25 protein-coding genes are annotated in these 25,309 nt (G+C 49.3%); 19 read left to right on the forward strand and 6 right to left on the reverse strand.

Annotated features, from left to right (window positions below; all coding sequences use genetic code 11):
- Positions 1 to 53 precede the first annotated feature (53 nt).
- Positions 54 to 362, reverse strand: coding sequence for a hypothetical protein (locus C1A10_RS05750; RefSeq protein WP_101909339.1), 309 nt, complete (start codon positions 360 to 362; stop codon positions 54 to 56).
- A gap of 423 nt (positions 363 to 785) precedes the next feature.
- Between C1A10_RS05750 and C1A10_RS05755 the strand changes: the two genes are divergently transcribed.
- From C1A10_RS05755 to fba, 5 genes are all read left to right on the forward strand, one after another.
- A complete protein-coding gene (locus C1A10_RS05755) occupies positions 786 to 2,351 on the forward strand; it encodes an MBG domain-containing protein (RefSeq protein ID WP_101909340.1) in 1,566 nt (521 codons plus the stop codon).
- Positions 2,352 to 2,766: 415 nt separating this feature from the next.
- Complete coding sequence (locus C1A10_RS05760) at positions 2,767 to 4,497, forward strand: efflux RND transporter periplasmic adaptor subunit (RefSeq protein ID WP_180951014.1); 1,731 nt, start codon at positions 2,767 to 2,769, stop codon at positions 4,495 to 4,497.
- Positions 4,498 to 4,501: 4 nt separating this feature from the next.
- The gene (locus tag C1A10_RS05765) at positions 4,502 to 5,248 is read left to right on the forward strand and encodes an ABC transporter ATP-binding protein (RefSeq protein ID WP_101909342.1); all 747 of its coding nucleotides are present in this window, start codon (positions 4,502 to 4,504) and stop codon (positions 5,246 to 5,248) included.
- Complete coding sequence (locus tag C1A10_RS05770; RefSeq protein WP_101909343.1) at positions 5,235 to 6,500, forward strand: ABC transporter permease; 1,266 nt, start codon at positions 5,235 to 5,237, stop codon at positions 6,498 to 6,500. Before C1A10_RS05765 ends, C1A10_RS05770 begins: the two co-directional genes overlap by 14 nt.
- A 236-nt stretch (positions 6,501 to 6,736) precedes the next feature.
- On the forward strand, positions 6,737 to 7,672 hold the full coding sequence (gene fba, locus C1A10_RS05775; RefSeq protein WP_101909344.1) for a class II fructose-1,6-bisphosphate aldolase: 936 nt from the start codon (positions 6,737 to 6,739) through the stop codon (positions 7,670 to 7,672).
- A 61-nt stretch (positions 7,673 to 7,733) separates the two neighbouring features.
- On the opposite strand, the gene C1A10_RS05780 is transcribed toward fba, so the two are convergent.
- Complete coding sequence (locus C1A10_RS05780) at positions 7,734 to 8,603, reverse strand: polysaccharide deacetylase family protein (protein ID WP_101909345.1); 870 nt, start codon at positions 8,601 to 8,603, stop codon at positions 7,734 to 7,736.
- A 32-nt stretch (positions 8,604 to 8,635) separates the two neighbouring features.
- On the reverse strand, positions 8,636 to 9,865 hold the full coding sequence (locus C1A10_RS05785; RefSeq protein WP_180951015.1) for an ROK family protein: 1,230 nt from the start codon (positions 9,863 to 9,865) through the stop codon (positions 8,636 to 8,638).
- Between the two features lie 213 nt (positions 9,866 to 10,078).
- Between C1A10_RS05785 and C1A10_RS05790 the strand changes: the two genes are divergently transcribed.
- The 6 genes from C1A10_RS05790 to udk all read left to right on the forward strand — a co-directional run bounded on the left by C1A10_RS05790 (position 10,079) and on the right by udk (position 17,637).
- Positions 10,079 to 11,368, forward strand: coding sequence for a DEAD/DEAH box helicase (locus C1A10_RS05790; protein WP_101909347.1), 1,290 nt, complete (start codon positions 10,079 to 10,081; stop codon positions 11,366 to 11,368).
- Between the two features lie 146 nt (positions 11,369 to 11,514).
- Complete coding sequence (locus tag C1A10_RS05795; RefSeq protein ID WP_101909348.1) at positions 11,515 to 12,861, forward strand: alanine/glycine:cation symporter family protein; 1,347 nt, start codon at positions 11,515 to 11,517, stop codon at positions 12,859 to 12,861.
- 143 nt (positions 12,862 to 13,004) lie between these two features.
- Complete coding sequence (locus C1A10_RS05800) at positions 13,005 to 14,792, forward strand: ABC-F family ATP-binding cassette domain-containing protein (RefSeq protein ID WP_101909349.1); 1,788 nt, start codon at positions 13,005 to 13,007, stop codon at positions 14,790 to 14,792.
- A gap of 27 nt (positions 14,793 to 14,819) precedes the next feature.
- The gene (locus C1A10_RS05805) at positions 14,820 to 16,160 is read left to right on the forward strand and encodes an MATE family efflux transporter (protein WP_101909350.1); all 1,341 of its coding nucleotides are present in this window, start codon (positions 14,820 to 14,822) and stop codon (positions 16,158 to 16,160) included.
- A 19-nt stretch (positions 16,161 to 16,179) separates the two neighbouring features.
- A complete protein-coding gene (locus C1A10_RS05810; protein ID WP_101909351.1) occupies positions 16,180 to 16,989 on the forward strand; it encodes an MBL fold metallo-hydrolase in 810 nt (269 codons plus the stop codon).
- A 27-nt stretch (positions 16,990 to 17,016) separates the two neighbouring features.
- On the forward strand, positions 17,017 to 17,637 hold the full coding sequence (gene udk, locus C1A10_RS05815; RefSeq protein WP_101909352.1) for a uridine kinase: 621 nt from the start codon (positions 17,017 to 17,019) through the stop codon (positions 17,635 to 17,637).
- A 36-nt stretch (positions 17,638 to 17,673) separates the two neighbouring features.
- On the opposite strand, the gene C1A10_RS05820 is transcribed toward udk, so the two are convergent.
- Both C1A10_RS05820 and C1A10_RS05825 read right to left on the reverse strand, forming a co-directional pair.
- A complete protein-coding gene (locus C1A10_RS05820) occupies positions 17,674 to 18,114 on the reverse strand; it encodes a late competence development ComFB family protein (RefSeq protein WP_101909353.1) in 441 nt (146 codons plus the stop codon).
- Entirely contained in the window at positions 18,101 to 18,877 is a 777-nt protein-coding gene (locus C1A10_RS05825) for a ParA family protein (RefSeq protein WP_101909354.1), read from the reverse strand. Before C1A10_RS05825 ends, C1A10_RS05820 begins: the two co-directional genes overlap by 14 nt.
- A gap of 234 nt (positions 18,878 to 19,111) precedes the next feature.
- Between C1A10_RS05825 and C1A10_RS05830 the strand changes: the two genes are divergently transcribed.
- The 7 genes from C1A10_RS05830 to csrA all read left to right on the forward strand — a co-directional run bounded on the left by C1A10_RS05830 (position 19,112) and on the right by csrA (position 23,949).
- Positions 19,112 to 19,423, forward strand: coding sequence for a flagellar biosynthesis anti-sigma factor FlgM (locus C1A10_RS05830; RefSeq protein ID WP_101909355.1), 312 nt, complete (start codon positions 19,112 to 19,114; stop codon positions 19,421 to 19,423).
- Positions 19,424 to 19,433: 10 nt separating this feature from the next.
- Positions 19,434 to 19,919: a flagellar export chaperone FlgN gene (gene flgN, locus C1A10_RS05835; protein ID WP_101909356.1), complete on the forward strand. Its 486-nt coding sequence runs from the start codon at positions 19,434 to 19,436 to the stop codon at positions 19,917 to 19,919.
- An 18-nt stretch (positions 19,920 to 19,937) separates the two neighbouring features.
- Positions 19,938 to 21,494 (forward strand): flagellar hook-associated protein FlgK, encoded by a 1,557-nt coding sequence (gene flgK, locus C1A10_RS05840; protein ID WP_101909357.1) that lies wholly within the window; start codon positions 19,938 to 19,940, stop codon positions 21,492 to 21,494.
- Between the two features lie 34 nt (positions 21,495 to 21,528).
- A complete protein-coding gene (locus C1A10_RS05845) occupies positions 21,529 to 22,575 on the forward strand; it encodes a flagellin N-terminal helical domain-containing protein (RefSeq protein WP_101909358.1) in 1,047 nt (348 codons plus the stop codon).
- A 48-nt stretch (positions 22,576 to 22,623) separates the two neighbouring features.
- Complete coding sequence (locus tag C1A10_RS05850) at positions 22,624 to 23,223, forward strand: DUF6470 family protein (RefSeq protein WP_101909359.1); 600 nt, start codon at positions 22,624 to 22,626, stop codon at positions 23,221 to 23,223.
- 71 nt (positions 23,224 to 23,294) lie between these two features.
- On the forward strand, positions 23,295 to 23,723 hold the full coding sequence (gene fliW, locus C1A10_RS05855; protein WP_101909360.1) for a flagellar assembly protein FliW: 429 nt from the start codon (positions 23,295 to 23,297) through the stop codon (positions 23,721 to 23,723).
- Position 23,724: 1 nt separating this feature from the next.
- Complete coding sequence (gene csrA, locus C1A10_RS05860) at positions 23,725 to 23,949, forward strand: carbon storage regulator CsrA (RefSeq protein WP_101909361.1); 225 nt, start codon at positions 23,725 to 23,727, stop codon at positions 23,947 to 23,949.
- A 12-nt stretch (positions 23,950 to 23,961) separates the two neighbouring features.
- Here the strand turns inward: csrA and C1A10_RS05865 are convergent, their stop codons facing one another.
- On the reverse strand, positions 23,962 to 24,624 hold the full coding sequence (locus C1A10_RS05865) for a hypothetical protein (RefSeq protein ID WP_101909362.1): 663 nt from the start codon (positions 24,622 to 24,624) through the stop codon (positions 23,962 to 23,964).
- Between the two features lie 121 nt (positions 24,625 to 24,745).
- On the opposite strand from C1A10_RS05865, the gene C1A10_RS05870 reads away from it, so the two are divergent.
- Positions 24,746 to 25,231, forward strand: coding sequence for a hypothetical protein (locus C1A10_RS05870; RefSeq protein WP_101909363.1), 486 nt, complete (start codon positions 24,746 to 24,748; stop codon positions 25,229 to 25,231).
- Positions 25,232 to 25,309: the final 78 nt, after the last annotated feature.

Consider the following 25,309-nt stretch of genomic DNA (forward strand, 5'->3'; position numbering starts at 1 on the left):
ATGCCTCCTTTTACATAGGATGGAGATTGCCAACAGAATGACCCTGTTTGCCGTTAAATCAGCTCAGACAGGATCAGCCTTGTGGCGTCGGCTTCTCTGCCGCCGGCTTTGGCATGCAGCGCGGCTATTTCCTGCTTTGCCGTTTCCAGCGCTTCACTTTGCAGTTTTTCGCTCTGGATCTGCGCTGCTTTTAGAGCTTCCGCGGCACGAATCTTGGCGTCGGCCGTCATCCGGATAATGGTTTCCTTGGCGTCTGTTTTCGCCTTTGCCAATATCTCGTCACGTTTTGAGGCAGTCATTTTTTCAGTTTGCTCTGCCGCCAATTCGGCCTGTCGGACAGTTTCAATTGTCTTTTGCTCCATTTTTTCACCACCCATTTGTCTCAATTTGCGAAGATTGTCGCATTTTACATAGCCTTGCCATAAGAAATTGTATAACAATTAGATTTATTGTACAACATTTTCATGGTACAATCAATATAAAAAATAGCATTTTTCAGCAGATGAATAATAAAATATTATTGTTAATCAAAAAACTATCAGAAAATACGCGCTGCCAGTCGACAAAACCCCTTTTAATTTTACAATATTTCTTTAAAATTGACTGAATTTGTGTTAAAGACAGCATCATAGCAGGATAAGAATAATAAATTATTATAGCTGCCATCCTGCCGGAAGGATCTGTCCGGATGTAGGCAGGTATCTTGCATTTTTATGGAAAATAAGTTAGAATCGACCTATATATAATAGGAAAAGACAGGAACGAGTTTCCGGAGGGAGGGGCAAATGCTGCGTTTCAAGCGTACCGCAAGAATCTGTTTTTTGATGATTCTGTTGCTGCTTGCTGCTTTGGCGGGGGGCCTTCCGGTGTTTGCCGCCGAGGAACTTCCCATGATTCCCATGGTTTATGGAGATCCGGTTCCGCCTCTTCCAGAGAACATAAAAAGCTGGGATAAGGACCCCGGAGATAAGCCCAACGCTGAAACTTATACTTATACCCTCTCTGACGGCACGACGGGAAAACTCATTGTCAGCCCCTGCCCGATCACCGTTACCCCGGATTCCAAAACAAAAAAGGTTGGGGAAGCCGATCCGGTATTGACCTATCAGATCACTTCCGCTTCGCTTGATTCCGGGGATGCACTGGTTTTCGGGGATACGTTGAGCGGAGCGCTGACCCGTGTTTCGGGCGAATCGGTTGGCTCTTATTCGATTTTGCAGGGGGAACTGACCAACGAAAAAAACCCAAACTATGCAATCACATTTGTTGCCGGAAGGACTTTGACGATCACCGCCGATTCTTCCATCCACGACGTGACTGTATCTGTAAAATACGGAGACTCTTTTTCGAGCAACGGAAAAATGCCGGACCAATCTTACGGAACCAGCACGACCGCAGACCTTTCGGTCACGCTGTATCAGGAGACACCAAACAAGAGCGCGTCTTTACAGTTTGATGCGGAATTGTCGGGCGGCGGCCAGCCCGCCACGCCGGTTACCCTGTTTGTTGCGCTACCGTCCAATTTTTCAAAATCTAAGGAATATTATGTGCGCAGAACTTATGATGATTCAGACAGCCGCCTTTCTGCTGACATTGAGCGGCATGGCGATTACTATTTTGTAGTGTTTACCACATCCGTTGTGGATGACGCCACTTTTCGCGTCATTCGGAACTCTTCAGATGACGATGATGATGACTATAAAGTGTCCTCTTTCTGGGAAGATGTGATTGACGATATCGCGGATGCGGATTACGGTGACCGCATCCGTGTCAGTACAGGGACCAGAACGACCGTAGCAGCGGACGTCCTGCGGGAACTGAAGGGTTTGCCGATTACACTGTCGCTGAAACGTTCCAACGGGCAGGTCATCAATATCTACGGGAAAGACATCGGGTATATTTCTTCCGGCAAGGACTCCTATACAATGACCGAACTGGCAAGGGAATATGACAGTTCGGTGGTGTCCTCTTCCTCCTTCTCACAGGTGCCGTCATCCAGTCAGGCCGTTTCCTCCTCTTGTGTGCAGGAATCATCCGCACCGGCTGTTCCTGTGGTGCAGACATGGACGCCCGCACCTCCGCCGGTATCTTCCTCGTTGCCTGAAGCCTCCTCATCGGAACCGTCCAGTTCGGTTCCGGAAGAACTTTCTTCCTCGGAAACAGAGGAAGATGAGGAATCGGAAATTGAAATCATCGCGGAGGAGGACGAGCCTTATGTAGACGCTGACGGAGAATCCGATGATCAGACAGCCGGCTCCGTTTTTTATCCGTTTTTTGTGGTCGGATCGCTTTCCGCGGCCGGAATACTGGCCGGCGTAGTTACCGCGATTGCCTGCCGCAGCCGAAGGTAGATAAAAAGTGGACAAGAATTTTGTATGCAGCAACAGTTGTACTTTCTGAAAAGGTATGATATAATAAATTGTATAGAATATTTCTAACAATTTACTATATTTTTCGACATCTTCACACCCTCACCCCCCTATAGCTGAAACGGTCTGCAATTTTGCAGACCGTTTCAGTCTTTTTATCCCTTAAATCTTGACAGTAATTCTTGATTAGTGTACTATTGTGTTATTCTACTAATACATATAGAACAGTTAAATAAAATAATTGAAGTATTTTGATCAGATAACTCGTTGTTTATTATGGAGCTTTCTTTGCATCAATTTTTGGAAGATGAGCTGCGCTCTGATGAAAAGAAATTGTGATGGAAAGATGTTGGAAAGATGTATAAATTTTACAAAATGGGATAAAGGGGTAGAAACTATGGCAGAAGCAATCGAGAACCTGGAACAGACGGAGGAATCGACGGAAACCGGCGTACCTGCAGTCTGTGCGGAGCCGGAGAAAAAAATTTCTGTAAGCAATGATTTGAAACGGTTTACCCGTAAAAAGAAAAAGAAGAAAAAATGGGTGATCGCAGCTGTATTGCTCATCGCCGTCGGTTTTGCCGCCGTAAAATTTATGACGCGCGGGAATACGGGGATTCCTGTTACAACAACGCCGCTCGAAAAGGGAGATCTGGTGAACAGTGTCAGCCTTACCGGTGTCGTGCAGAGCGCGGATTCCATGCAGGTATATGCAAAAGCGAGCGGCAATGTCGATACAATCGCGGTTGCCGTAGGGGATCATGTGGAAGCGGGCGATGTACTTTGCCTGCTGGATTCGAGCGATATTAAACTGTCCATTGAGGAAAAAAACGCTTATATCGCAAACACCGCCAGGATGAATGAACTGGGGCTTTCCTCCACGCAGAAAGATTACGAGGATACGCTCAGCGATTTAAAAAATAAAATGGACAGTTCGGTGGAATCTGCGGAGCAGGCGCTTGATGCCGCACAGCGGGATCTCAACGACGCGCGCGCCGACTTGAACGACCATAAGGACGACATGGAATACGCGGATGATGTCATGTATGCCAGTGAAAAGAAGCTGTCCCGTGCGCGGGAGGCTTTTGATGAAGCCGATCAGGCGTTGGATGAGGCAGAAAAAGCATTAAACAATGTAGATAAAGATTCACCTGAATATGCTGATTTGGAAGCAAATCGTAAAAAAGCGGAAGAAAATTATAATGTTGCGAAAGATAATTATGATGCAGCGTTGAAGGAATGGAACGACAGCAATACCGAATATGGCGGTGATCTGTCGGCATACAGCAAGGCATATCGAAAAGCGCGCCTGAACTATGAAAGCGCGCTGTCCAACCGTGACATTGCGGTGAAGGAGTCCAAGCGAAAGTTGGAAGACCTGCAAAGTCAAATTGAAAAAAGCAAACTGTCGGCAGATCAGACCGCTGACCAGATCGCGCTGCAAAGGCTGCAAAAGCAGCTTGCCGATTCAACAGTAACCGCGCCGATTTCCGGTACCGTGACAGTTGTGGAAGCAAAACTGGGGGCGCCTGCTTCCGGACTGCTGTTCGTCATTGAGGATACCGATAGTCTGGTTGTCAAGACAAAAATCAAAGAATACGATGTGGCGACAGTCAAAGAAGGCTTGCCGGTAGATGTGAAGTCGGATGCCACCGGAGACACGGTTTTCAATGGACAGGTGCAGAAGATTTATCCGGCTGCCGTAAAAGCTGCCGACGGCACAACGAAAGACGAAGGCACTGTGGAGTTTGAAACCGAAGTGGCGCTCACCTCCAAAGATACCGGCCTGAAAGTCGGCATGAATGTCAGGCTGGGCGTTACCACAGGCGAGAAAAAAGGGGTATACTTTGTCCCGTTTGACGCGGTGACCACCAATGCCGATGGAAAAAATGTGATCTATATTGCAAAGCAGCAGGAAGAGGGCAAAATGACCGCTGAAGAAATTCCGGTTACAACCGGCATGGAAACAGATTTTTACATAGAAATCAGCGGTGATCAGCTCAGTGATGATGTTCAGGTCATTACAGATCCGTCCATGGTCACGCCGGGTATGCCGATCATGGTTCTGCCTGACGGCGCGGCGGCTTCGGCTCAGCCTGGCGTTGCGGCGATTGCGGTTGCGGGGTGAGGGCATGAACAATGAAAATCTCACACCCGGTTCAGAATCACAGCCGTTGATTATTGACATGAAGGGCATTGTAAAGCGGTTTTATATCGGCCAGCCGAACGAGCTTGAGATTCTGCGCGGCATCGACCTAAGCGTCCGCAAAGGGGAATTTGTATCCATCGTGGGGGCGTCCGGTTCCGGAAAGTCAACTTTGATGAATATCATCGGAGCGCTCGACCGCCCGACCGAGGGCACTTATGTTTTGGACGGCGTCCCGATGGATGATGTCCCGGACGATCTGCTTTCGGATATCCGCAATTGCAAGATCGGGTTTGTATTCCAAACCTTCAATCTGATTCCACGTACATCGGCGCTGAAAAATGTGGAACTTCCGATGCTTTATGCCAATATGCCGCTCGGTAAACGGACCGCCCGCGCGAAAATGCTGCTGGATCTGGTGGAAATGACCGAGCGGATGGGGCACCAGCCCAGTGAGCTTTCCGGAGGACAAAAACAGCGAGTAGCTATTGCGCGCGCGATGGCAAATGACCCTGCCATCATTCTGGCGGATGAACCGACCGGCGCGCTCGACACAGCAACAGGACGCCTAGTCATGGACTTGTTTCATACCCTGCACCGCGAACAGGGGAAAACAATTGTTTTGATCACACATAACCCGGAATTGGCAGCTGAAACGGAACGGGTCATCACTCTCAGCGACGGCAGAGTGATCGGCTGCGAGAGGAGGGAAGCCTTCCATGCAGGTGTTTGAGAATATTTTTCTGGCTATCAACGGACTTCGCGCCAACAAAATGCGCGCGCTTCTGACGATGCTTGGGATTATCATCGGTATCAGTTCTGTTATTACGATCGTCACCGTAGGAGACTCGATGACGAATTCAGTTACACAGCTGTTCAACGATATGGGAGCGAACAGTATTCAGATACGCCTTGCCGATAAGGCGGATGAATACGGCAATATCAATTCCAGCCGTGAGTGGGAGGAAAGCGACTATATTACAGATGATATGATCATGCAGTATCAGGAATCTTTCGACAGCGAAATCGAGGCTTGGGCCATCTCCACCTATGTGGGTTCCGGACAGGCGATGAACGGGCACAACCGTGCGCAGGGGGATGTCATAGGCACCAACGCCGGCGCGATTAAAATTCAGAATGTGCCGCTGGTTGCGGGGCATTTTCTGAACGATCGGGAAGTTTCCGGTGCGAAATATGTGGCGGTATTGTCAGACCGGTTCGTGGAGAAGCTGTTCCCGAATGTTTCGTATCAGAAAGCGCTGGGGCGTGAGGTAAAACTCCGGCTGGCCCAGGGAACCTATACATTTACAGTCGTCGGTGTTTACCGTTATGAAGTGTCGGGTATCATGTCCAGTATGACCGGCGATACCACAACAAACATCTTTATCCCTCAGCCGGTCGCCCAGCAGATTACCGACGGGGATGAAGGATACTACAGTATGCAGGTAAAAGCATCGGAAGAAGTAACGGACACCAAGCTGTTTGCCGAGCAGACCGCGCAGTATTTCAACCGCAGGTTTTACCGCAGCAACAAATACGTTGCAATTCAGGCGGAAAGTATGGACAGCATGATCGGCCAGATGACCGGCATGATGGATACCATGAAACTGGCCATCTCCGTGATTGCCGCCATTTCCCTTCTGGTGGGCGGTATTGGGGTCATGAACATTATGCTGGTATCGGTGACCGAGCGAACCCGTGAAATCGGGACCCGTAAAGCGCTCGGTGCAAAGAACAGCGCCATCCGCATCCAATTTATCGTTGAATCAATGATTATCTGTCTGATCGGCGGCGTTATCGGTGTGCTTCTTGGCACAACGCTCGGAAGGCTTGGGTCCGTTCTGCTTGGAGCCCCGGGCTGGCCGTCGCCGCTGGTTGTGACCGTCGCGGTCGGGTTTTCCATGGCGATCGGCATATTCTTTGGCTATTATCCTGCGAATAAAGCTTCTAAGCTGGATCCGATTGAAGCATTGCGTTATGAATAACTTTAGGCAGCACCCCAAAAACAGGCCGTGCATCTTTGATGCACGGCCTGTTGCTTTTGTAGAGGAAAGGTAAAATTTTGTTGTATTTTAGACGAAACCGGGGCTAGACATCATGGATTTGCAGTCATTTTATGAAATTCATCCGGGGGGCTTGCAATATACATTGAATTCCGGGCAATGTATGATATAATAATAACACAAACAACTAAATAGACAAACTGAAGGAGCTGTTAATCATGCCGTTGGTTACTACGACCGAAATGTTCAAAAAAGCATACGAGGGCGGCTATGCAATCGGTGCGTTCAATGTGAACAATATGGAGATTGTGCAGGGCATCACCGAAGCTGCGTCGGAACTGAAAGCGCCTGTGATTCTGCAGGTGTCTGCCGGAGCGCGCAAGTATGCCAAACATACTTATCTTGTGAAACTGGTTGAGGCTGCGCTTGCGGAAAACGATCTTCCCATCGCGCTGCATCTGGACCACGGCGCCGATTTTGAAATCTGCAAATCCTGCATCGACGGCGGATTTACCTCCGTCATGATCGACGGCAGTGCCCGCAGCTTTGCCGAGAATATTGCGGAGACCAAAAAAGTTGTTGAATATGCCCATGACCATGGCGTTGTGGTTGAGGCGGAGCTCGGAAAGCTCGCCGGCATTGAAGACGCTGTGCATGTGAAAGCGGAAGACGCTTCCTATACCAATCCTGCCGAGGTTGAGGAGTTTGTCACCAAGACCGGAGTGGACTCTCTGGCGATTGCAATCGGTACAAGCCACGGCGCTTATAAATTTAAACCCGGCCAGAAACCGCAGCTCCGCTTTGATATTCTTGAGGAGGTCAGCAGAAGGCTTCCCGGTTTCCCCATCGTTCTGCACGGAGCATCCTCTGTTCCGCAGGATCTGGTGAAGGTGATCAACCAGTACGGCGGGGAAATGCCCGATGCAATCGGCATTCCGGAAGAAATGCTGCGCCAGGCTGCCCGCTCCGCGGTATGCAAAATCAACATTGACTCTGATGTGCGTGTTGCAATGACCGCTGCGATCCGTAAATATATGGCGGAAAATCCCAGCCACTTCGACCCGCGCCAATACCTGACACCCGCCCGTGCGGCTGTTAAGGCAATGGTGGCACACAAGATCAATGAAGTGCTCGGCTGCGCCGGAAAAGCCTGAGCGTTCAATAACGGAAAGCCTGCCGCGAAACGATTGAAAAATCGTTGGCGGCAGGCCTTTTTTATCGGTTCTTTCTGGATGCTTTTTCTAAAATACTCTGAAGACTTGTTCCATGCGGTCTGTTAAAGCGGTTTAGGTGATAAAGTTCATCGGGATCGCCTGTCAGATAATTAACTTTTTCCGTGCAGGTAAGCGCGGCTTTGAATCCCAGTTCTTTCAGGATCGGGAGCGCTTCGTCACTGATCTGTCCATACGGATAGGTGAATGCGGTCGGCAGCCATCCGCCTAAATTTTCCCGGCATTCATCCTGCATTTTTCCGATATCGGAGATCAGCACCTGGCGGTAATCCGAATTGTTTTCGTTCCAGGCCTTTTTTGCGCCTCTCCGGCCGTTTGCCAGCAGATGCAGGTTATAGGAATGGTTCTGTATTTCCACAATCCCGCTTTTCTGCAATAAGGCAAGTTCATTCCATGTACAGTGGGAATAGCAAATATGGTGATCATCCATGCAGGAATACTGGTCGACATAGGTTCCCACCACGGAGAAGACCGCCCGGAACTTCATTTCCTTCAGGATTGGGAAGGCATATTCATAAAAGCTTTCATACCCATCGTCAAACGTAATCATGACCGGCTTTTCCGGCAGCTCCGCTTCGCCGTTTACATAATCAATCAGATCCTGAATCAGAATGGACTGATACCCATTCTTCTTGAGGTACTGCAGGTCCTGCCGGAACTCATCCGGGGATATGGTGTAAGAATTCAGCCGGGTCGGCTCTTTTAAAATGTGATGGTACATCACGATCGGTAAGGCCAGGGCCTGTGAACCAGCCGGTGCTTCCGCCGGAACGGCGATATGCGTGATTAAGCCGCTTAAAGAAATCATAAGTGCCAGGGACAACGTGAATATGGCCTGATTGATCCGTTTCAATTATATCACACCTAAATTCAGGATAATTCAGTTTATGTGACATCTTTTGAGGATATACCCGCGGCACCTGATTCGCAAAGCTTTGAAAAAACAGAGGGAACCAGCAGGGAAGCCGCGCCGACTGCCGCCGCGTTGCTTCCAAGCTGCGCGGCCCGAAGATCGGTTTTGCCGCTCCAAACGTGGCTTTTTACCGTGTCCGTCAGCCGGCCAAGGAAGATGTCGCGGTAACCGGACAGCTCCCCGCCGAGCACTACTGCGTCGGGATCTATCAGGTTAATGGCGTTTGCGACGGCAATTCCTGCATAATGTGCCGCTTTCAGAAAAATATTTTTAATGTAAGAATCTCCCGAACGCGCCGCTTCCGCCGCCGTCGCCAGGGTAAGCTGTCCGCCCGAATCCAGATGGCGGCGCAGCAGGGGAGCCTTGCCTGCGTAAACTGCTTCCGTACAGCGGCGCAGAATGGATTCCACGGAGGAGAAGGTTTCCAGGCATCCATAATTGCCGCAGTGGCACCGTTCCCCGCGCGGATTCATGGTCATATGCCCCAGTTCGCCGGCAGACCCGTTTTTCCCGCGGTAAATCTGTCCGTCTGCCATAATGCCCATGCCGATTCCGAGAGACAGTTGAATAAACAGAAAATTGTTCACATCACGCGCGGCTCCAAAAAAGTGTTCCGCCGAGGCCATGGAGTCCGGCGCATGACATAAAAGCACCGGCACCCCGAATTCCTCTTCCAAAATGAGGCTTAAGCGCTCGGGCTCGAAATTTCCGAACAGATGCGCCCATACGGACCCTCCACGGAAGGCGTCCATGTGCCCCGGCAGAGAAACGGCAATTCCTACAATGGAACCTTGCAGAGCCTGCTTCAGGACGGACTGGATGACTGCCCTGATATCCGGCAGAATCTGTTTCCCGCTCCTGTCGGGAACGAAACGGTTCTCACAGAGAAGTATATGACCGGCCAAGTCGGTAACCACTGCTGTCATGTGATCAAAACCAGCATCCAGACCGACGATCAGATGCTTGCTGCTGTTGATTTCCAGGCATGCAGGGGTGCGCCCCGCAGTTGCCTGCGGCGTCTTTTCTTCGCATAGAATCTCTCGTTTCAGCAGGTCGGCGCAAAGCATGGAAACGCAGCCCCAGCTGAGCCCGGCAGCGGACTGAATTTGCTTTTTTGTCATAGGCCCGTTGAGGCGGATACATTCGAATATACGCCGCATGTTGGGATTACGCAGTTCGTCGTGCCCGTCCGGCTTGATCATAACGTGCCGCCCCTTTCCGGATTTTTTCCCGATAGGTTTTGATCGAATGGTAATACTATACCATAAGCCTGCCGGACAAACAATACGAGCCCCAGACTGACCCTTCTCATATAAGACAAGATAAATTTGAAATAGCTTGGCATCCTGCATAAGAATATGCTATAATACTTATTAAAAATAAATAGTCAAAATAACGAAAGAAACAGGTTGTATATGAAATTTGAGGAACTACAGTTAATTGAACCGATTCTGCGCGCCGTGCAGGATGAAGGTTATACAAATCCCTCCCCCATTCAGGAACAGGCAATCCCGCCGGCACTTGCCGGCCGTGACGTTCTCGGCTGTGCCCAGACGGGGACGGGAAAAACCGCCGCCTTTGCAATCCCGATTTTACAGCACCTCACCGCCCAGAAACTCGAAAGCGGGCGGCAGCGGGTGATCCGGGCACTGATTTTGACCCCGACACGCGAGCTTGCCCTGCAAATTTGCGACAGCTTTAAAGCATACGGGCATTATCTGCGCCTGCGTACAGCGGTCATTTTTGGAGGAGTTTCACAAAATCCGCAGGTAGACGAGCTCAAACGCGGGATTGATATTTTGGTTGCCACACCGGGAAGGCTGAACGATTTAATCGGCCAGGGATATATCGATTTGCAAAATGTTGAGACGCTGGTGCTTGATGAAGCCGACCGGATGCTGGATATGGGTTTTATCCATGATGTGGAAAAAGTGATTACCCGTGTTCCGTCCGAGCGGCAGACCCTCTTCTTTTCGGCCACAATGCCGGACAGCATTATGCGGCTGTGCAACAGAATTCTGACCGATCCGGTTAAAGTTGCTGTCACGCCGGTATCTTCAACAGTTGACCTCATTGAACAGGCTCTTTATTATGTGGACAAAACAAACAAGCGCAAGCTGCTGCTTTATCTGTTGAAAAATCCCGCGCTGGTTTCTGTTCTGGTGTTCACGTTTACCAAACACGGGGCCGACCGCGTGGTGCGGGAACTGGAAAAAGGCGGCGTCCACGCGCAGGCGATTCACGGTAACAAAAGCCAGAACGCGCGGCAGAATGCGTTGAACGCATTTAAAAACGGGGATATCCGCGTGCTGGTTGCGACTGATATCGCGGCGCGGGGCATTGATATCGATGAGCTTTCCCATGTGATCAATTACGACCTGCCCAATATACCGGAAACCTATGTCCATCGTATCGGGCGCACCGGGCGCGCCGGTCTTGGCGGGACGGCGATCTCCTTTTGCTGTTTCGATGAAAAGGAGAGCCTGGCAGAGATTGAAAAGCTGATCGGCAAAAAGATTCCCGTTGTGGAAGATCACCCGTTCCCGATGGAAATTTTTGTACAGACTCCGAAACAGCCCCGCCAACCCCGTCAAAGGATTGCTTCGGAACGAGGAAAACAGCTGTCCGCGCGCAAAACGGCTGACGGCGTTCCCACCAAACCAGGCGGGAACAGGTCAAAACCGAAGTATTCCCGTAAAGGCTGATGCCCATATAGTTGCTGAACAGGCCGGCGCACTTGCGTGCCGGCCTGTTTTATGTTAAAATAGATCTGTTGCGCGTACATTTGTATTTGTATTGGATACAGCTGTACGATTGTGTTTGTCAATATAGGATGAGGAGTGTTTTTTGGGTGGATTTTCTGGGCGAAATAATAAAATCTGTAAATTCGTTTTTGTGGGACTTTGCGCTGCTGTTTTTACTTTGCGGAACCGGTGTCTATTTTACGGTGCGTTTAAAGTTTGTTCAGATCAGGAAGTTCCCGGCCGCATTGAAAGCGGTGTTCGGAAACATTCGGTTGAGAGGCGCAAAAGCCGACCATGAGGGAATGAGTTCTTTCCAGTCGCTTGCAACCGCCATAGCGGCGCAGGTGGGGACAGGGAATATTGCGGGCGCCGCGACCGCGATTGCTTCGGGCGGGCCGGGCGCCATCTTTTGGATGTGGCTGTCCGCATTTTTCGGTATGGCAACCATTTACGGGGAAGCAACCCTGGCACAGAAGTATAAGACCCGCATTGACGGACATGTAACAGGCGGCCCGGTTTACTATATTAAGGCGGCCTTTCGGGGAACGTTCGGCAAGGTGCTGGCGGCTGTTTTTTCCGTGTTCATTATTATTGCGCTTGGATTTATGGGCAATATGGTGCAGTCGAATTCCATCAGTGTGGCGTTTGAATCAGCGTTTGGCGTAAATAAGCTTTATGTCGGAATCATCGTAGCTGTAACTGCGGGCTTTATTTTTCTGGGCGGCGTGAAGCGGATCGCCTCTGTCACGGAAAAAATTGTGCCGATTATGGCGCTTTGCTATGTTTTGGGTTCGCTGATCATTATCATTGGAAATTTCAGCCGGATCGGCGAAGCATTCCGGCTGATTTTTGTCGGCGCTTTTGATCCGGCTGCCGTCATGGGAGGAGCGGTCGGTATCACTGTAAAGACTGCTGTGCGCTATGGCGTCGCACGCGGGTTGTTTTCCAATGAGGCCGGAATGGGGTCGACTCCTCACGCACATGCCATGGCAAAAGTAGACCATCCCTGTGATCAGGGGCTGGTGGCAATCGTGGGTGTCTTTATCGATACCTTTATCGTGCTCACGATGACCGCTCTGGTTGTTGTCATCACAGGTTCCTTCCAATCCGGGCTGACCGGTGTGGAGCTTGCGCAGTCGGCGTTCGTTTCCTTCTATGGAAAATTCGGAAATATATTTATCGCTGTCAGCCTGCTCTTCTTTGCATTTTCCACTATTATTGGCTGGTACTTCTTTGGGGAGCAGAATGTGAAATATCTGTTTGGAAGCAAAGCGGTAAAATTTTATGCGGCTCTGGTTGTTGTGTTTGTGATTGTCGGTTCGGTCATGAAAGTGGGCCTTGTCTGGGACATGTCGGATATGTTTAACGGGCTGATGGTCATTCCGAACCTTTTGGGACTGCTGGCGCTTTCAGGAGTAGTAGCCGCGCTCGACAAGGAATCAGAACATTTGTAAATAAAAAAACACCCATATGGCGACAGATGTCGTCATATGGGTGTTTTTTTATTTACAAATCTGATATAATAGTATCCATTCAATTTGAGGGCTGATCGCATAAGGAATTCAGTATATTGGGATGAGACAGGAGAGAATCCGATTTGTTATTGTTATCAGCAGAACACATCAGCAAAAGTTTTGGAGAAAAGCCGCTGCTGAACGATGTTTCGCTTTTTTTAAACGAAGGGGAAAAGGTCGGTGTAATCGGTGTCAACGGCACCGGCAAATCAACGTTTCTCAAAATTGTGGCCGGTCTGCTGCTGCCGGATGCCGGGACGGTAACCCGCGGCGGCGGGGTCCGTGTGGGGTATCTGCCCCAGAACCCGGATTTCCAGGACGGCGCATCGGTTCTCGTGCAGACACTGCGGGGGGCGGCCCCACAGACGGACGATCTGCTCGGGCATGAGGCAAAATCCATTCTCACAAAGCTTGGAATCACGGATTTTGATCAGGATGTGGGAACCCTGTCCGGCGGGCAGAAAAAACGGGTGGCGATTGCGTCTGCGTTAATGACGCCTTGCGAAGTGCTGATTCTGGATGAACCGACCAACCATCTGGATAATGAAATGATTGCATGGCTGGAAAAGTACCTGATGCGGTATTCCGGGGCCATTGTCATGATTACGCATGACCGGTATTTTCTCGACCGTGTGACCAACCGGATTGTGGAGATTGACAGGGCCTCCCTTTACAGCTATCCCGCCAATTTTACCCAATATCTTGCTTTAAAAGCAGAGCGGGAGGAAATGGACGAGGGGACCGCACGAAAACGCAGAAGCCTCTTAAAAAAGGAACTCGAGTGGGCGCAGCGGGGTGCCCGCGCCCGCGGGACCAAGAGCCGTTTTCGCCTGGAACGCATCGATGAGCTGAAGGAAGGCAGCGTCCCTCCGGCAAAGACAAAGCTGGAGCTTTCTTCCATGGCAAGCCGGCTTGGAAAAAAGACAGTGGAACTGGAACAGATCGAAAAGTCCTACGGCGAAAAAGCGATTATCCGGGATTTTTCTTTGATCGTACTGAGGGACGACCGGATTGGGATCATCGGGGACAATGGTGCGGGAAAGTCGACTTTGTTAAAGCTCATACGCGGAGAGGTTCAGCCGGACAGCGGAACGATTACCATCGGTGAAACGGTTCGGCTCGGATATTTTTCTCAGGAATGCGATGAAATGGATTTAAACCAGCGGGTAATTGATTATATCAGGGATACGGCGGAAAACATTGAAACGCCCGAAGAAACTCTTACCGCGGCGCAGATGCTGGAAAAATTCCTGTTCCCGGGTGATTTGCAGTGGAATACGATCGGACGGCTGTCGGGCGGTGAGCGCCGGCGGCTTTATCTGCTGCGTGTACTGATGGATGCGCCGAACATCCTGCTGCTGGATGAGCCTACAAATGACTTGGATATTGAGACACTCGCTATCCTGGAGGATTATCTGGACAACTTTCCCGGCGCGGTGATTACAGTTTCGCATGACCGCTATTTTCTGGACAGGGTTGTGGAGAGGGTATTTGCATTCCAGCCGGACGGAACGCTCAGGCAGTACCTCGGCGGCTACACGGATTATATCGAACAGTCGCGCGGGGAACAGGTACCTGTTGCGCAAAAGCCCTCAAAATCGTCACCACAGGACGGACGTGTGCGGGAACGCAAGCTGAAGTTTACCTATAAGGAAGAACGGGAATACGAGACAATCGATCAGGATATCGCGGGGCTGGAAAAAACGCTGGAGGAACTGGGCCGTGAGATAGAATCTGCGGGCAGCGACTTTGTGCGTCTTCAGGAGTTGCTGCAAAAAAAATCGGAAACACAGGCCGCTTTGGACGAAAAAATGGAGCGGTGGGTTTATCTTAGCGAACTGGCGGCGAAAATTGAAGCGCAGAACGGGTGAATCCCCGAAGCGTCTGGAGGATAATTTGTGGCTACAAAAATATACTTTTCAAAAGGTGATTTAAAGCGTCTGATTCTTCCGCTGATCGTTGAGCAGGTGCTTGGAGCCACGATCGGCGTAGCTGATACTCTGATGGTCGCAAGATGCGGAGAAGCGGCGGTTTCGGGCGTTTCTTTGGTGGATTCCATCAATATTCTCATGATTCAGGTGTTCGCGGCGCTGGCGACCGGAGGCGCGATTGTGGCTGCCCAATATCTGGGGCGCGAGGATGATGACAATGCCAATCTGGCAGCAAAACAACTTCTGCTGGTTACCGGAATTCTTTCGCTCGTAATCATGGCGGGCTGCCTGGCAGGGCGTTCCGAGATTTTGAGCGGCCTGTTCGGAACTGCGGAGCGGGCTGTAATGGAAAACGCAAAGATCTATTTTCTTTATTCGGCGCTCTCCTACCCGTTTATCTCCATCTATAATGCGGGAGCCGCCCTGTTTCGGTCGATGGGCAATTCACGGGTTTCGATGATGGCGGCGCTGGTCATGAATGTCCTGAATATCTGCGGCAACGCGCTGCTGATTTTCGGGTTCGGCATGGGAGTTGCGGGAGCGGCAATCGCGTCCCTGTTTTCACGGATTGTCGGGGCGGCGATGCTGTTTTTTCTGCTGCGCAGTCATCACAACCGTATTTGCGTCGACAGTTTATCCAATTTCGGGCTCCGGCCTAAAATGGTGAAGAATATCCTGCAGATTGGAATCCCGACGGGAACGGAAGCGCTGATCTTCCAGATCGGCAAACTGATGGTCGCGAGTTTTGTAACCACTTTTGGTACGGTGGCAATCGCCGCGAACGCTGTGGCCAATAATATGATGACCTTTTCCCAGATTACCGGTTCGGCGATCAGCCTTTCCATGATTACGGTGGTGGGGCAGTGCGTCGGAGGCGGAGACTACGAACAGGCAAAATCCTATATCTTCCGGCTGACCGGCCTGTCCTATCTGTTAATGCTGCTATTAAATTCCATGATGATGCTGTCGATGAAATGGATCATTGCGCTGTTTGCGCTTTCAGCGCCGACAGCTGCTTTGGCATGGCAGCTCAGCATGCTCTGCAGCTTGTTTGGAATTTTGTTCTGGCCGGCATCGTTTACTTTGCCGAACGGTCTCAAGGCGGCAAATGACGTAAAATTTACAATGGTGGTTTCTGTGCTGTCCATGTGGCTGTGGCGTGTGGGCCTCGGATGTTTGCTCGGCAGTGCAGCGGGCTTCGGGGCTTTGGGCATATGGCTCGGTATGGGCACTGATTGGATGTTCCGCATGGTGGTATTTGGTGCGCGGTTCTTCAGCGGGAAATGGCAGAACCGCCAGTTGATTTAAATGAATAGGAGCAGTTAGAATGGAACAGTTGATTGTTTTAGGGACGGGAAACGCGATGGTGACCAGGTGCTATAATACCTGTTTTGCCATCTCCGACGGAGCGGGGGAGTACCTGCTGGTTGACGCCGGCGGGGGAAACGGTATTCTGACGCAGCTGGAAAAAGCGGGGGTGGACCCCGCACATATTCACGATATGATTGTTACACATGAACACTGCGACCATCTGCTTGGTGTGGTCTGGATTCTGCGTAAGGTGGGGGCAATGATACAGGCCGGAAACTATGAGGGCTGCCTGCGGATCTACTGCCACCGGAATTTGATTCCGTCCATTATGACAATTGCTGGGCTCACCCTGCAAAAAAAGTTTACCAGTCTCATTGGAGACCGGATTTTGCTGTGCCCGGTTGCAGACGGAGACCGGAACAGCCTGCTGTCCAGAGAAGTCACTTTTTTTGACATTCATTCCACAAAAGCGGAGCAATATGGGTTTGTCATCGAGCTGAACGGCGGGAAAAAGCTTGTCTGTTTAGGGGACGAGCCTTATAATCCTGTTTGCGCGAGCTATGTGAAAGGCTGCCGGTGGCTGCTTTCCGAAGCGTTCTGCCTTTTTTCCCAGCGGGAAAAGTTCAAGCCCTATGAAAAGCATCACAGCACGGTGAAGGATGCCTGCCAGCTTGCGCAGGAGATGGATGTTCCGCATCTTGTGCTGTGGCATACTGAAGATAAAAACTATGATCGCCGGAAGGAGCTCTATACGGCGGAAGGGGCGCAATATTATGCGGGAGACCTGCATGTGCCGTATGATCTGGAAGTGATTGATCTTCTATAAGAGTCTGTGAAGAGGGGAGGGATTGCTGTGGAGATTATGACGATTGGGATAGCGGGGGGAACCGGCAGCGGTAAAACCACCCTGACAAGACGCTTGCAGCAGCAGTTTGGCAAAGACGTCAGTGTCCTTTATCACGACAACTATTATAAAGCGCATAACGAGATGACCTACGAAGAGCGGGCCAAGCTGAATTACGATCATCCCGATGCTTTTGACACGCCGCTGCTGATCGGGCATTTGTCCGCGCTCAAACGCGGGGAATCGGTGGATTGTCCGGTTTATGATTACACGGTTCATAATCGCTCGGATAAAGTGGTTCGCGTGTATCCCACAAAGGTGATCATTGTGGAAGGGATCCTGATTTTTGCGGACCCCGTCCTCCGGGATCTGATGGATATCAAAATTTTTGTGGACACCGACGCGGACGTGCGGATTTTGCGGCGCATCATGCGGGATGTGCAGGAACGGGGCCGCAGCCTGGAATCAGTCGTGACACAGTACCTTACCACCGTAAAGCCGATGCATGAACAGTTTGTTGAGCCAAGCAAGCGAAGCGCGGATATCATTGTGCTGGACGGCGGACATAATCTTGTGGCGCTGGATATGATCATTCAACGTGTAGACAGCCATGTGCACCATCGTCGCTGAATAAAAAAGGAACGCATCCAAAGATGCGTTCCTTTTTTAATGGCGCGGATGAGAACGGACTTGTAAAATTCCCTGTACCAGGGCTGTGGCAACCTCAGCGCTGTTTTGCTGAGCAACCACTTCAGGGATTCTGTCAGGCTGGATGACCATGTATTTAGGTTTCAATTTGTTGAGCGCGATAGCCGCGACGTCTTTTTTGCACTTATCACATTTGCAGCAATTGAATTTTGCAAATGCCGAGTCCAGTTTTTCAGTTACCAGGTATTCTACAATATTGACCAGTATCGTAGTTTCCTTTTTTTGAAGCTTGACCCCGCTGTCCCCAATAAACTGAGGATTCTGTACGGCAGGAGCCGGCTCGGAACCGTCCGCAGGAGAAACCGACTTTTCAGAGGGATCTGATGCCGCAAGCAGGCTGGACGGCATAATTTTGTTGAACATGATTTCCTTGTCAATTTCGCGCTTATTTCTCGCCAACCGTGATGCCTCCCTCCATCATTTCATCCAGCAGAGCCAAATAATCCTGCACACCGGTACTGTTCGGCGCGTATTCAATCATGTCGTGCTGAAGAGACTGCGCTTCAGTCATAGCGATGCAGGTACGGATACAGGAACGGAACAGCGGGATTCCTAAATTTTTGGAAATCATCTCAACAGTTCCGTGCACTTCCCTGGCAATACGGGTGCGCGGGTTGTATTTGACGAGCAGGATGCCCGCAATGGACAGCCGGGGATTGCTTCTCCGGCGGACATTTTCGACTGTTTCATAGAGCTGCGCGATCCCCTGCAGGCTGAAAATATCGGGCAGCATGGGAACGATTACGGAATCAGCCGCAGTCAGGGCGTTTACCGTCAGGACACCGATTCCGGGCGGGGAATCTATTAAAATATAGTCATATAGCTCGCGGACAGGCGCAAGCGCGTCACGGAGCAGAAATTCACGGCCTTTATCGGTGAATTCCAGCTCGATTCCGCTGAGCAGCATATTGGAAGCGATGATATCGGTCACCGGGGTGTGCTGAATCGCAAACTGTGTCCGGGCTTCCCCCTTCAGCACATGATAAATCGTTGCGCAGGTTTCACTGTCTGCCTTCATGCTGAACGAGAGATTGCTTTGAGGATCCATGTCTACCGCCAGCACCCGAAACCCTCTCTTTTTGAACCCGGCCGCAAGGGCACCGGCGGTAGTCGTTTTGCCAACTCCGCCTTTCTGGGTTGCAATGGCAATTATCTTACTCATAAGACTTTATACTCCTTTGTTTCATTCCCTCTTATGCAGTTAACTCTATTATACATACGGAATACGCTTTTTACAACATTCGACACGATTGTATGACAGGATCATTCTATAATTTTTTTACAAAGCTATTAAGTTCCATTTGTTCGTTACGAATAAATATAGTAGAAGAGTGATGAATCAAGAGAATTGGACGCGGTAACGTCCGGTATTTCAGGAATTGGAGTGTGAAATACAATGAAGATTAACCCAATGGCATTGAACCGTATTTATAAAGCGGGTTCTTCGAACGCCTCGATGGATTCTACTTCGTCTTTAAGCGTAAGCGAGGCCCGCGGCGCAGCCAAAGTTGATACGATTTCCATCAGCAGCGCCGGCAGCAGCCAGCGCGAAATAGGGAAACTTTCGAAAAGTGTCATGAACGAAATTGCGCAGATGGACAATCCGGGCAGAATCGAAGCGATCAGTAAGGCTGTCGAGGAAGGCACTTACCAGATATCCGCAAGTGCTGTGGCCGATTCTATCCTGCAGCGCATTTTTATAGAATGAGGATGAAGCCGTGGAAAATCTAACGACCTATCAGCAATATTTCAGTTTCATGAGCGAATATGCCGGCTTTCTGGAAGCAATGGTGGATACTGAAAAAGAAAAGCTGGACGCGCTGCTCTCCAATCAGCTCAAGCGGATTGAGCACTCCGTTTCCTGCCAGCAGGCCGTTTCCATGCAGATCGAGAATTATGAAAAAAGACGGCTCCAGCTTCAAAAGCAGGCCGGGTTTGGCGACATCACATTCCATGAAATGATTGAGCGGGTAGACCCTGAAGAGCAGGAAAAACTGAAAGAAATTTTCGGCCGTATGCGGAAAGCAGCGGAGGAAGTTAAGTTTCTGAATGAAAAATCGATGAAACTTGTAAAAGCCAATATGCAGGTGCTGAACAGTTCAGTGCCTTCTGATTTACAGGCGAATGGCCCGGGCTACACGCAGGATGGTATGCAGCCGGAATGGAACCAAAGCAGCAAAACGTTATTTGAGACAAAAATCTGACAGACGGGGGGAACAGTCTTGCGACCGACATTTTTAGGATTTGAGACAGGCAGAAAGGGGCTGTCGGTGGTTCAAAAAGGTTTGGACATCACCGGGCAGAATCTATCCAATATCAGCACCCCTGGGTACACCCGCCAAAGGGTCGATCAGGTTTCAGTCGGCGTTTCCAGTTTCCGTTCGAGATATGCCGTAAATACGACGTACCTCGCGGGGCAGGGCGTTTCGATCAGCGGGATCAGTCAGACCAGAGATTCATTTTTAGACAAACGTTTCCGCGAGGAGTTCAGCGATACCTATTATTACAATCAGAAATATACGATTCTCAGCGATATTGAGAGTGTAGTGGATGAATATGCATCGAGCAGCGGCATTTCGGATGCACTGAACGAAATATTCTCCGCACTTCAGGATTTCAGCGCGGAGAATGCGGATGAGGCTTCCTGCGCAAATATTCTTTGCACGACATTTAAGGGTATGACGCAGGTGCTGCAGGAGTCTATCTCCAAGCTGGACAAGGTTTCGGAGCAGCAGAAATTTGATCTCGGCGTTTCTGTGGACTATGTAAATGACGCGTTGAGCCAACTGGCAGGGCTTAATAAGCAAATTTCCACGGACATGGCCATTAATATCAATAATTCCGAATACAGTGCTCCGAATGAGTTGCTGGATGAACGAAATCTGATTTTGGACGAACTGTCACGATACGGGAATATTGATGTCGCTGAGCAGGCAAACGGCAGCGTCACGGTCACCATGAACGGGCACACGGTGGTAAGCGGGAATCAATTTGAAACCATTAACTACACGCAGCGTTCGGATGGTACAGTAAAGCTTAGCTGGCAGAGCGACGGCAAAGAAGTGAAACTCGCCTCCGGTTCTCTGAAAGCGTCGGTAGAACTGATTAACGGCAGAGGTCCCAATATCCAGTCTGCAAATGAAACGACTGAAAAAGGCGTGCTTTACTATAAAGACAGGCTGAATACGTTTGCGAGAACTTTGGCAGATACAGTGAACCATATTATACCCGAATTGGACGCCGACGGCAATATCCAGAAAGACAGCTTGGGAAATGTTGTCTATAAACAGTTGCTTGGCGCTTTGGTGCAAAACAGCGACGGTACTTTCTCAACTTCGCAGGATGTTATGATTACGGCGGAAAACATTTCCATTACGGATGCGTGGAGCAAAGATTCCAGTTACGCTGTTTTCCGCAATGGCAGCTTTGCGGGAAGCGATTACATCAATCAGATGACCAGCGCGCTGAAGGTAAGCGATCAAAATCAGTTCAATACCAATGGTTCCTATTTTACCGGGACCTTTTCCGATTATATTCAGGATATCAGCAACACCTGCGCGGCAGATACCAGCTTTGCATCAGGCAGGCTGGACGCGTCTGCCGCAATATCGGATGAGCTGCTCGACCGCAGGGATAATGTCATGGGCGTATCCGAAACGGAAGAGACAACCAATATGCTCATGTATCAGCGCTCTTTTCAGGCGATTTCCAGGCTGATGACCGCTATGGATGAAGCGCTGGATACCATCATTAATAAAATGGGAATTGTCGGCCGTTAACGGCAGCGTGATTAGAATTGGGAGATGAGTTAGAATGAGAGTCACTCAAGGCATGTTGACCAGAAGCTTTCTGAAAAATATCAATACAAATTTATCAAACCGCGCGAAATCCCAGGAGAAAATTGAAAGCGGAAAAAAATTCAGCAGGTCGTCAGAAAATCTGTCCGACGCCGCCCGCGCGCTGAAAGTTCGTGAAGAACTCTATGCAAACAAGAAATATCTGTCCAATATTGAAAATGTGCAAAGCCGCCTTTCTGCCGCGGAGACAAACTTAAGCTCCATTAACAGCGTTTTGGTAACGGCTTGGGACAAAATGCAGAAAGCGCTGACCGATACCTCGACCAACGAAAGGGATATCCTTGCCCAGGAAGTCGACAGCCTGAAGGACGAGGTTCTTCAGTTCGCAAACTCCCAGTTTTCCGACAAGTATCTGTTTGGCGGGAGCAACAACGGCAGCGCCCCGTTCACGGAGGACTCCGCTACCGGCAAAATCCTGTATAACGGCGTTCCTGTCGATGACATTAAAAAGGACACGGACGGTACTTATTATTACTATAAAACCCCGGCTGATGAAGCCGGCGATATCAAAACCGCTGTACCGGAAAACTCTGATGTTTATCTGGACATTGGGCTGGGGCTGAATATGACCGGAAGCACGGTGGATCCGCGTTCTGCGTTTAAGGTGTCTTTTTCCGGCCTTGATATCTTCGGGTGCGGAACGGATTCGGAGACAGGACTTCCCAACAATGTCTTCAGCCTCCTTTCAAACGCGGTGGATACAATGAATTCACAGCCAATGGACAGCGACCAACTTTCTCAGATCAGTGATTTTCTGAAAACCAAAACGCAGAAAGTGCTGCTGAGCATTACTGATATTGGCACAAAAACGAACTTCTTGGACAACAGTGCCAACCGCCTTGAAAATGATATTCTCAACTTAACGACGGCGCAGCAGACACTTGAGATCACGGATGACACATCAGAGACAATTCAATGGAAAATGTATGATTATGCGTATAAGGCAACTTTGCAGATGGGTTCAAAGGTGCTGCCCCTTTCCCTGATGGATTTTATTAGTTAAAGAAGCATCTGACAAAAGGCTGTAAGTGTTAAAGAAGGTGTTATACTTATGGAACCATTACTGAGGATTGAAACAATTCCAATTGAATATCAGTTGCAGATTCAAAGGCCGCGCCTTGAAATGCGCCAGGCGGACAATCCGCAGGGAGTCATGGAAAAAACTCCATCTTCCTTAAAAATCAGTACACAAAATATTCAGGTGCGCCTTGACACGACCGAGATGCGCAGCAGTATCGGTTTAAAAAGTGCAAAAACGCTGATCTCTGACGCCGCCACTTATGGAAAGCAGGTTGCGCTGGAAGCGATAGGGGAAATGTCTCGCTATGGGGATGAGATCAGTCAGATTCAGGACGGCGTGACGGTGGCGGGCTTAATTAAGCAAAAGATGCTTGAGCAGCCGGACACTGTGACTGTATTTCTACCCTCCACCGGACCTGTCATCTCGTGGGAGCCGAACCAAATGAACATACAGTATGACGCCGGAAAGCTTGAATTTGAGTGGGAAGTCAACCAAAATGTGATGAATTATGTCCCGGGAAAATTCGAAATGCTTATTAAACAGTATCCTAAAGTGCAGATTGAATACTTGGGGGACCCAAATTACGTTCCCCCAAGCGCGAATCCGAATTATGAGGAAGAATCTGCGTAAAATCAGAAAGACAGCTATGCAATTATGCTCATTTGCATAGCTGTTTGTCGTATCTGCGAAAGGATGTTGGTATGAAAATTTACACAAGGGATTTTGGAGAAGTAGATGTCGCCGAAGAAGACATTGTTACGTTTATTCAACCGATATATGGTTTTGAAACGCTTTCAAAGTATGTGTTTCTGTACGATCAGAATAACAGTCATATTGTCTGGCTGCAATCGGCGGAGGAAAAAGATATTTGTTTTATTTTAACCGATCCTGCAATCGTAGACCCGGGATATAAACCTGACCTGCCTCCATCTGTTGAAAATCAGCTGGGCAAAGGCGGCTTTATGCTGTGGCTTGTAACAGTGATCGCTGCGGAATTTCTGAACTCCACTGTAAACATGAAAAGCCCTATCGTCGTGAACCCTGCTACGAAAAGGGCTATGCAGCTGATTCTGGAGGAGGATCTTCCCATACGCGGCCCGCTGTTGAAAAACAGAAGGGAGAGTCGCTGAAATGCTGATATTATCCAGAAAGTGCGGAGAGTCCCTTCTCATAAATGGACAGATCGAAGTGAAAATCACAGAAATTTCCGGCGATAAGGTGAAAATCGGAATAGACGCACCGAAAGATTTTGTAATACTCAGAAAGGAACTTTGCCAGACCGTGGAAAGCAATAAAGAGGCAGCCAGCGGAACGGTTACCCCTGATATGCTGAAATTTATCTCAGAGTTAAAATAAAGGAAGACAGAATCAAATTCTATCTTCCTCGGCGTCTTCTTCATCAACCTCAATGATCGGAAATATTTGGTTTAACTTTTCCAAATATTCAGACAAATTTGTATTTGACGACTCGGACAGGGATAAGATCTTGCATCGGTATCCGGCTTTCTCCTCCCCGAAATCGATTGTCTGAAAGACTTCAACCAGTACCTTTTTCAGATGGACGGGATCTTCCGTACTGATGAAAAGCTGAGTACCGACTGCAAATTTTTCATTGGAAGTAAATTTAATGGTGGTCATCGAGATGGAGTAAATCTCCGCGTCAAATTTTATCAGCTTGCCGATGGGAAGATGAAATGTCTCAGCCTGCGACAGAACCGGACTCAGCTTTGCATGAATAGAGGTCTCCACCGACAAGGCAAGTTCCGCTTCCGCCAAAAGTTTGTCGTTCACATTGACGATTCGCAGCAGCTTCGGGGAAGACAGATAGACCTGCCCCGTAAAACAATGCGTTTCCTGGTCCTCTATCACACGCACAATATGAGCAGTGGTTCCAAATTTCATCAGAGGAACAAATCCGCTGCGAAACTCTACGGCACGGTCCTGATGCAGAATACAGGCGTATCCTTCTTCCAGAACGGCTCCGTCTTCTGTTTTTAAAAGTGCTTTGAAATACCGCCTTTGACGGCTCATTGAAGATATCCCCCTTTAGACTATTCCGGTCACAGCAATTCGTTAGAAAAATAGAACAATATATTATTATGATTATAATATATATTCGGCAATTTGCAAATAAATTTAAGGAGAATGTGTCATGGACACGATCACTGAATTGTGTGAAATGCTTGCAAAAAAGAAAGACATTTTTCTGCAATATGAGAAGGATACGCAGGCTTTGCTTTCCTGTGAAGTTGACGACATTGAAACGTATATGAAAAGCCGGGAAAGGCTGTCCGGAGAGGTGGACCATATCGATGCGGCTTTGGACAGGCTTGCGGCAGATAACGCAGAAAACCAGACGGCTATCCGTCAGGCCTTGAAAAACCATTGCGGCCGCAATCAGATTCCCGCTGAGCTTTGGCCGGTTTTTGATTCTGCCCAACAGATTTTTGCAGTTGTTCATCGTATCCGGCAGATAGAATCACGGGCGGAAGAACGGATCAAATTTGAACAGGGAATCCTGTTGGAAAAGATCAAAAAACTGAATCGCAGCACCACTGCACAGGCGTCCAAATTTTATGGCACCGCGGGTATCTCGTCACAGACCAGTTTTTTCCCCCTTTCCTATAAAAAAGCGTAGATAAATTGTAAATTTTATAAAGATGCAGTTGAATTTGGCTGTTTTTGGACGATAACATAATTAGACGTAAATGATGCG

This window comes from Marasmitruncus massiliensis (assembly GCF_900186535.1).
GTDB classification, from domain to species: Bacteria; Bacillota; Clostridia; order Oscillospirales; family Ruminococcaceae; genus Anaerotruncus; species Anaerotruncus massiliensis_A.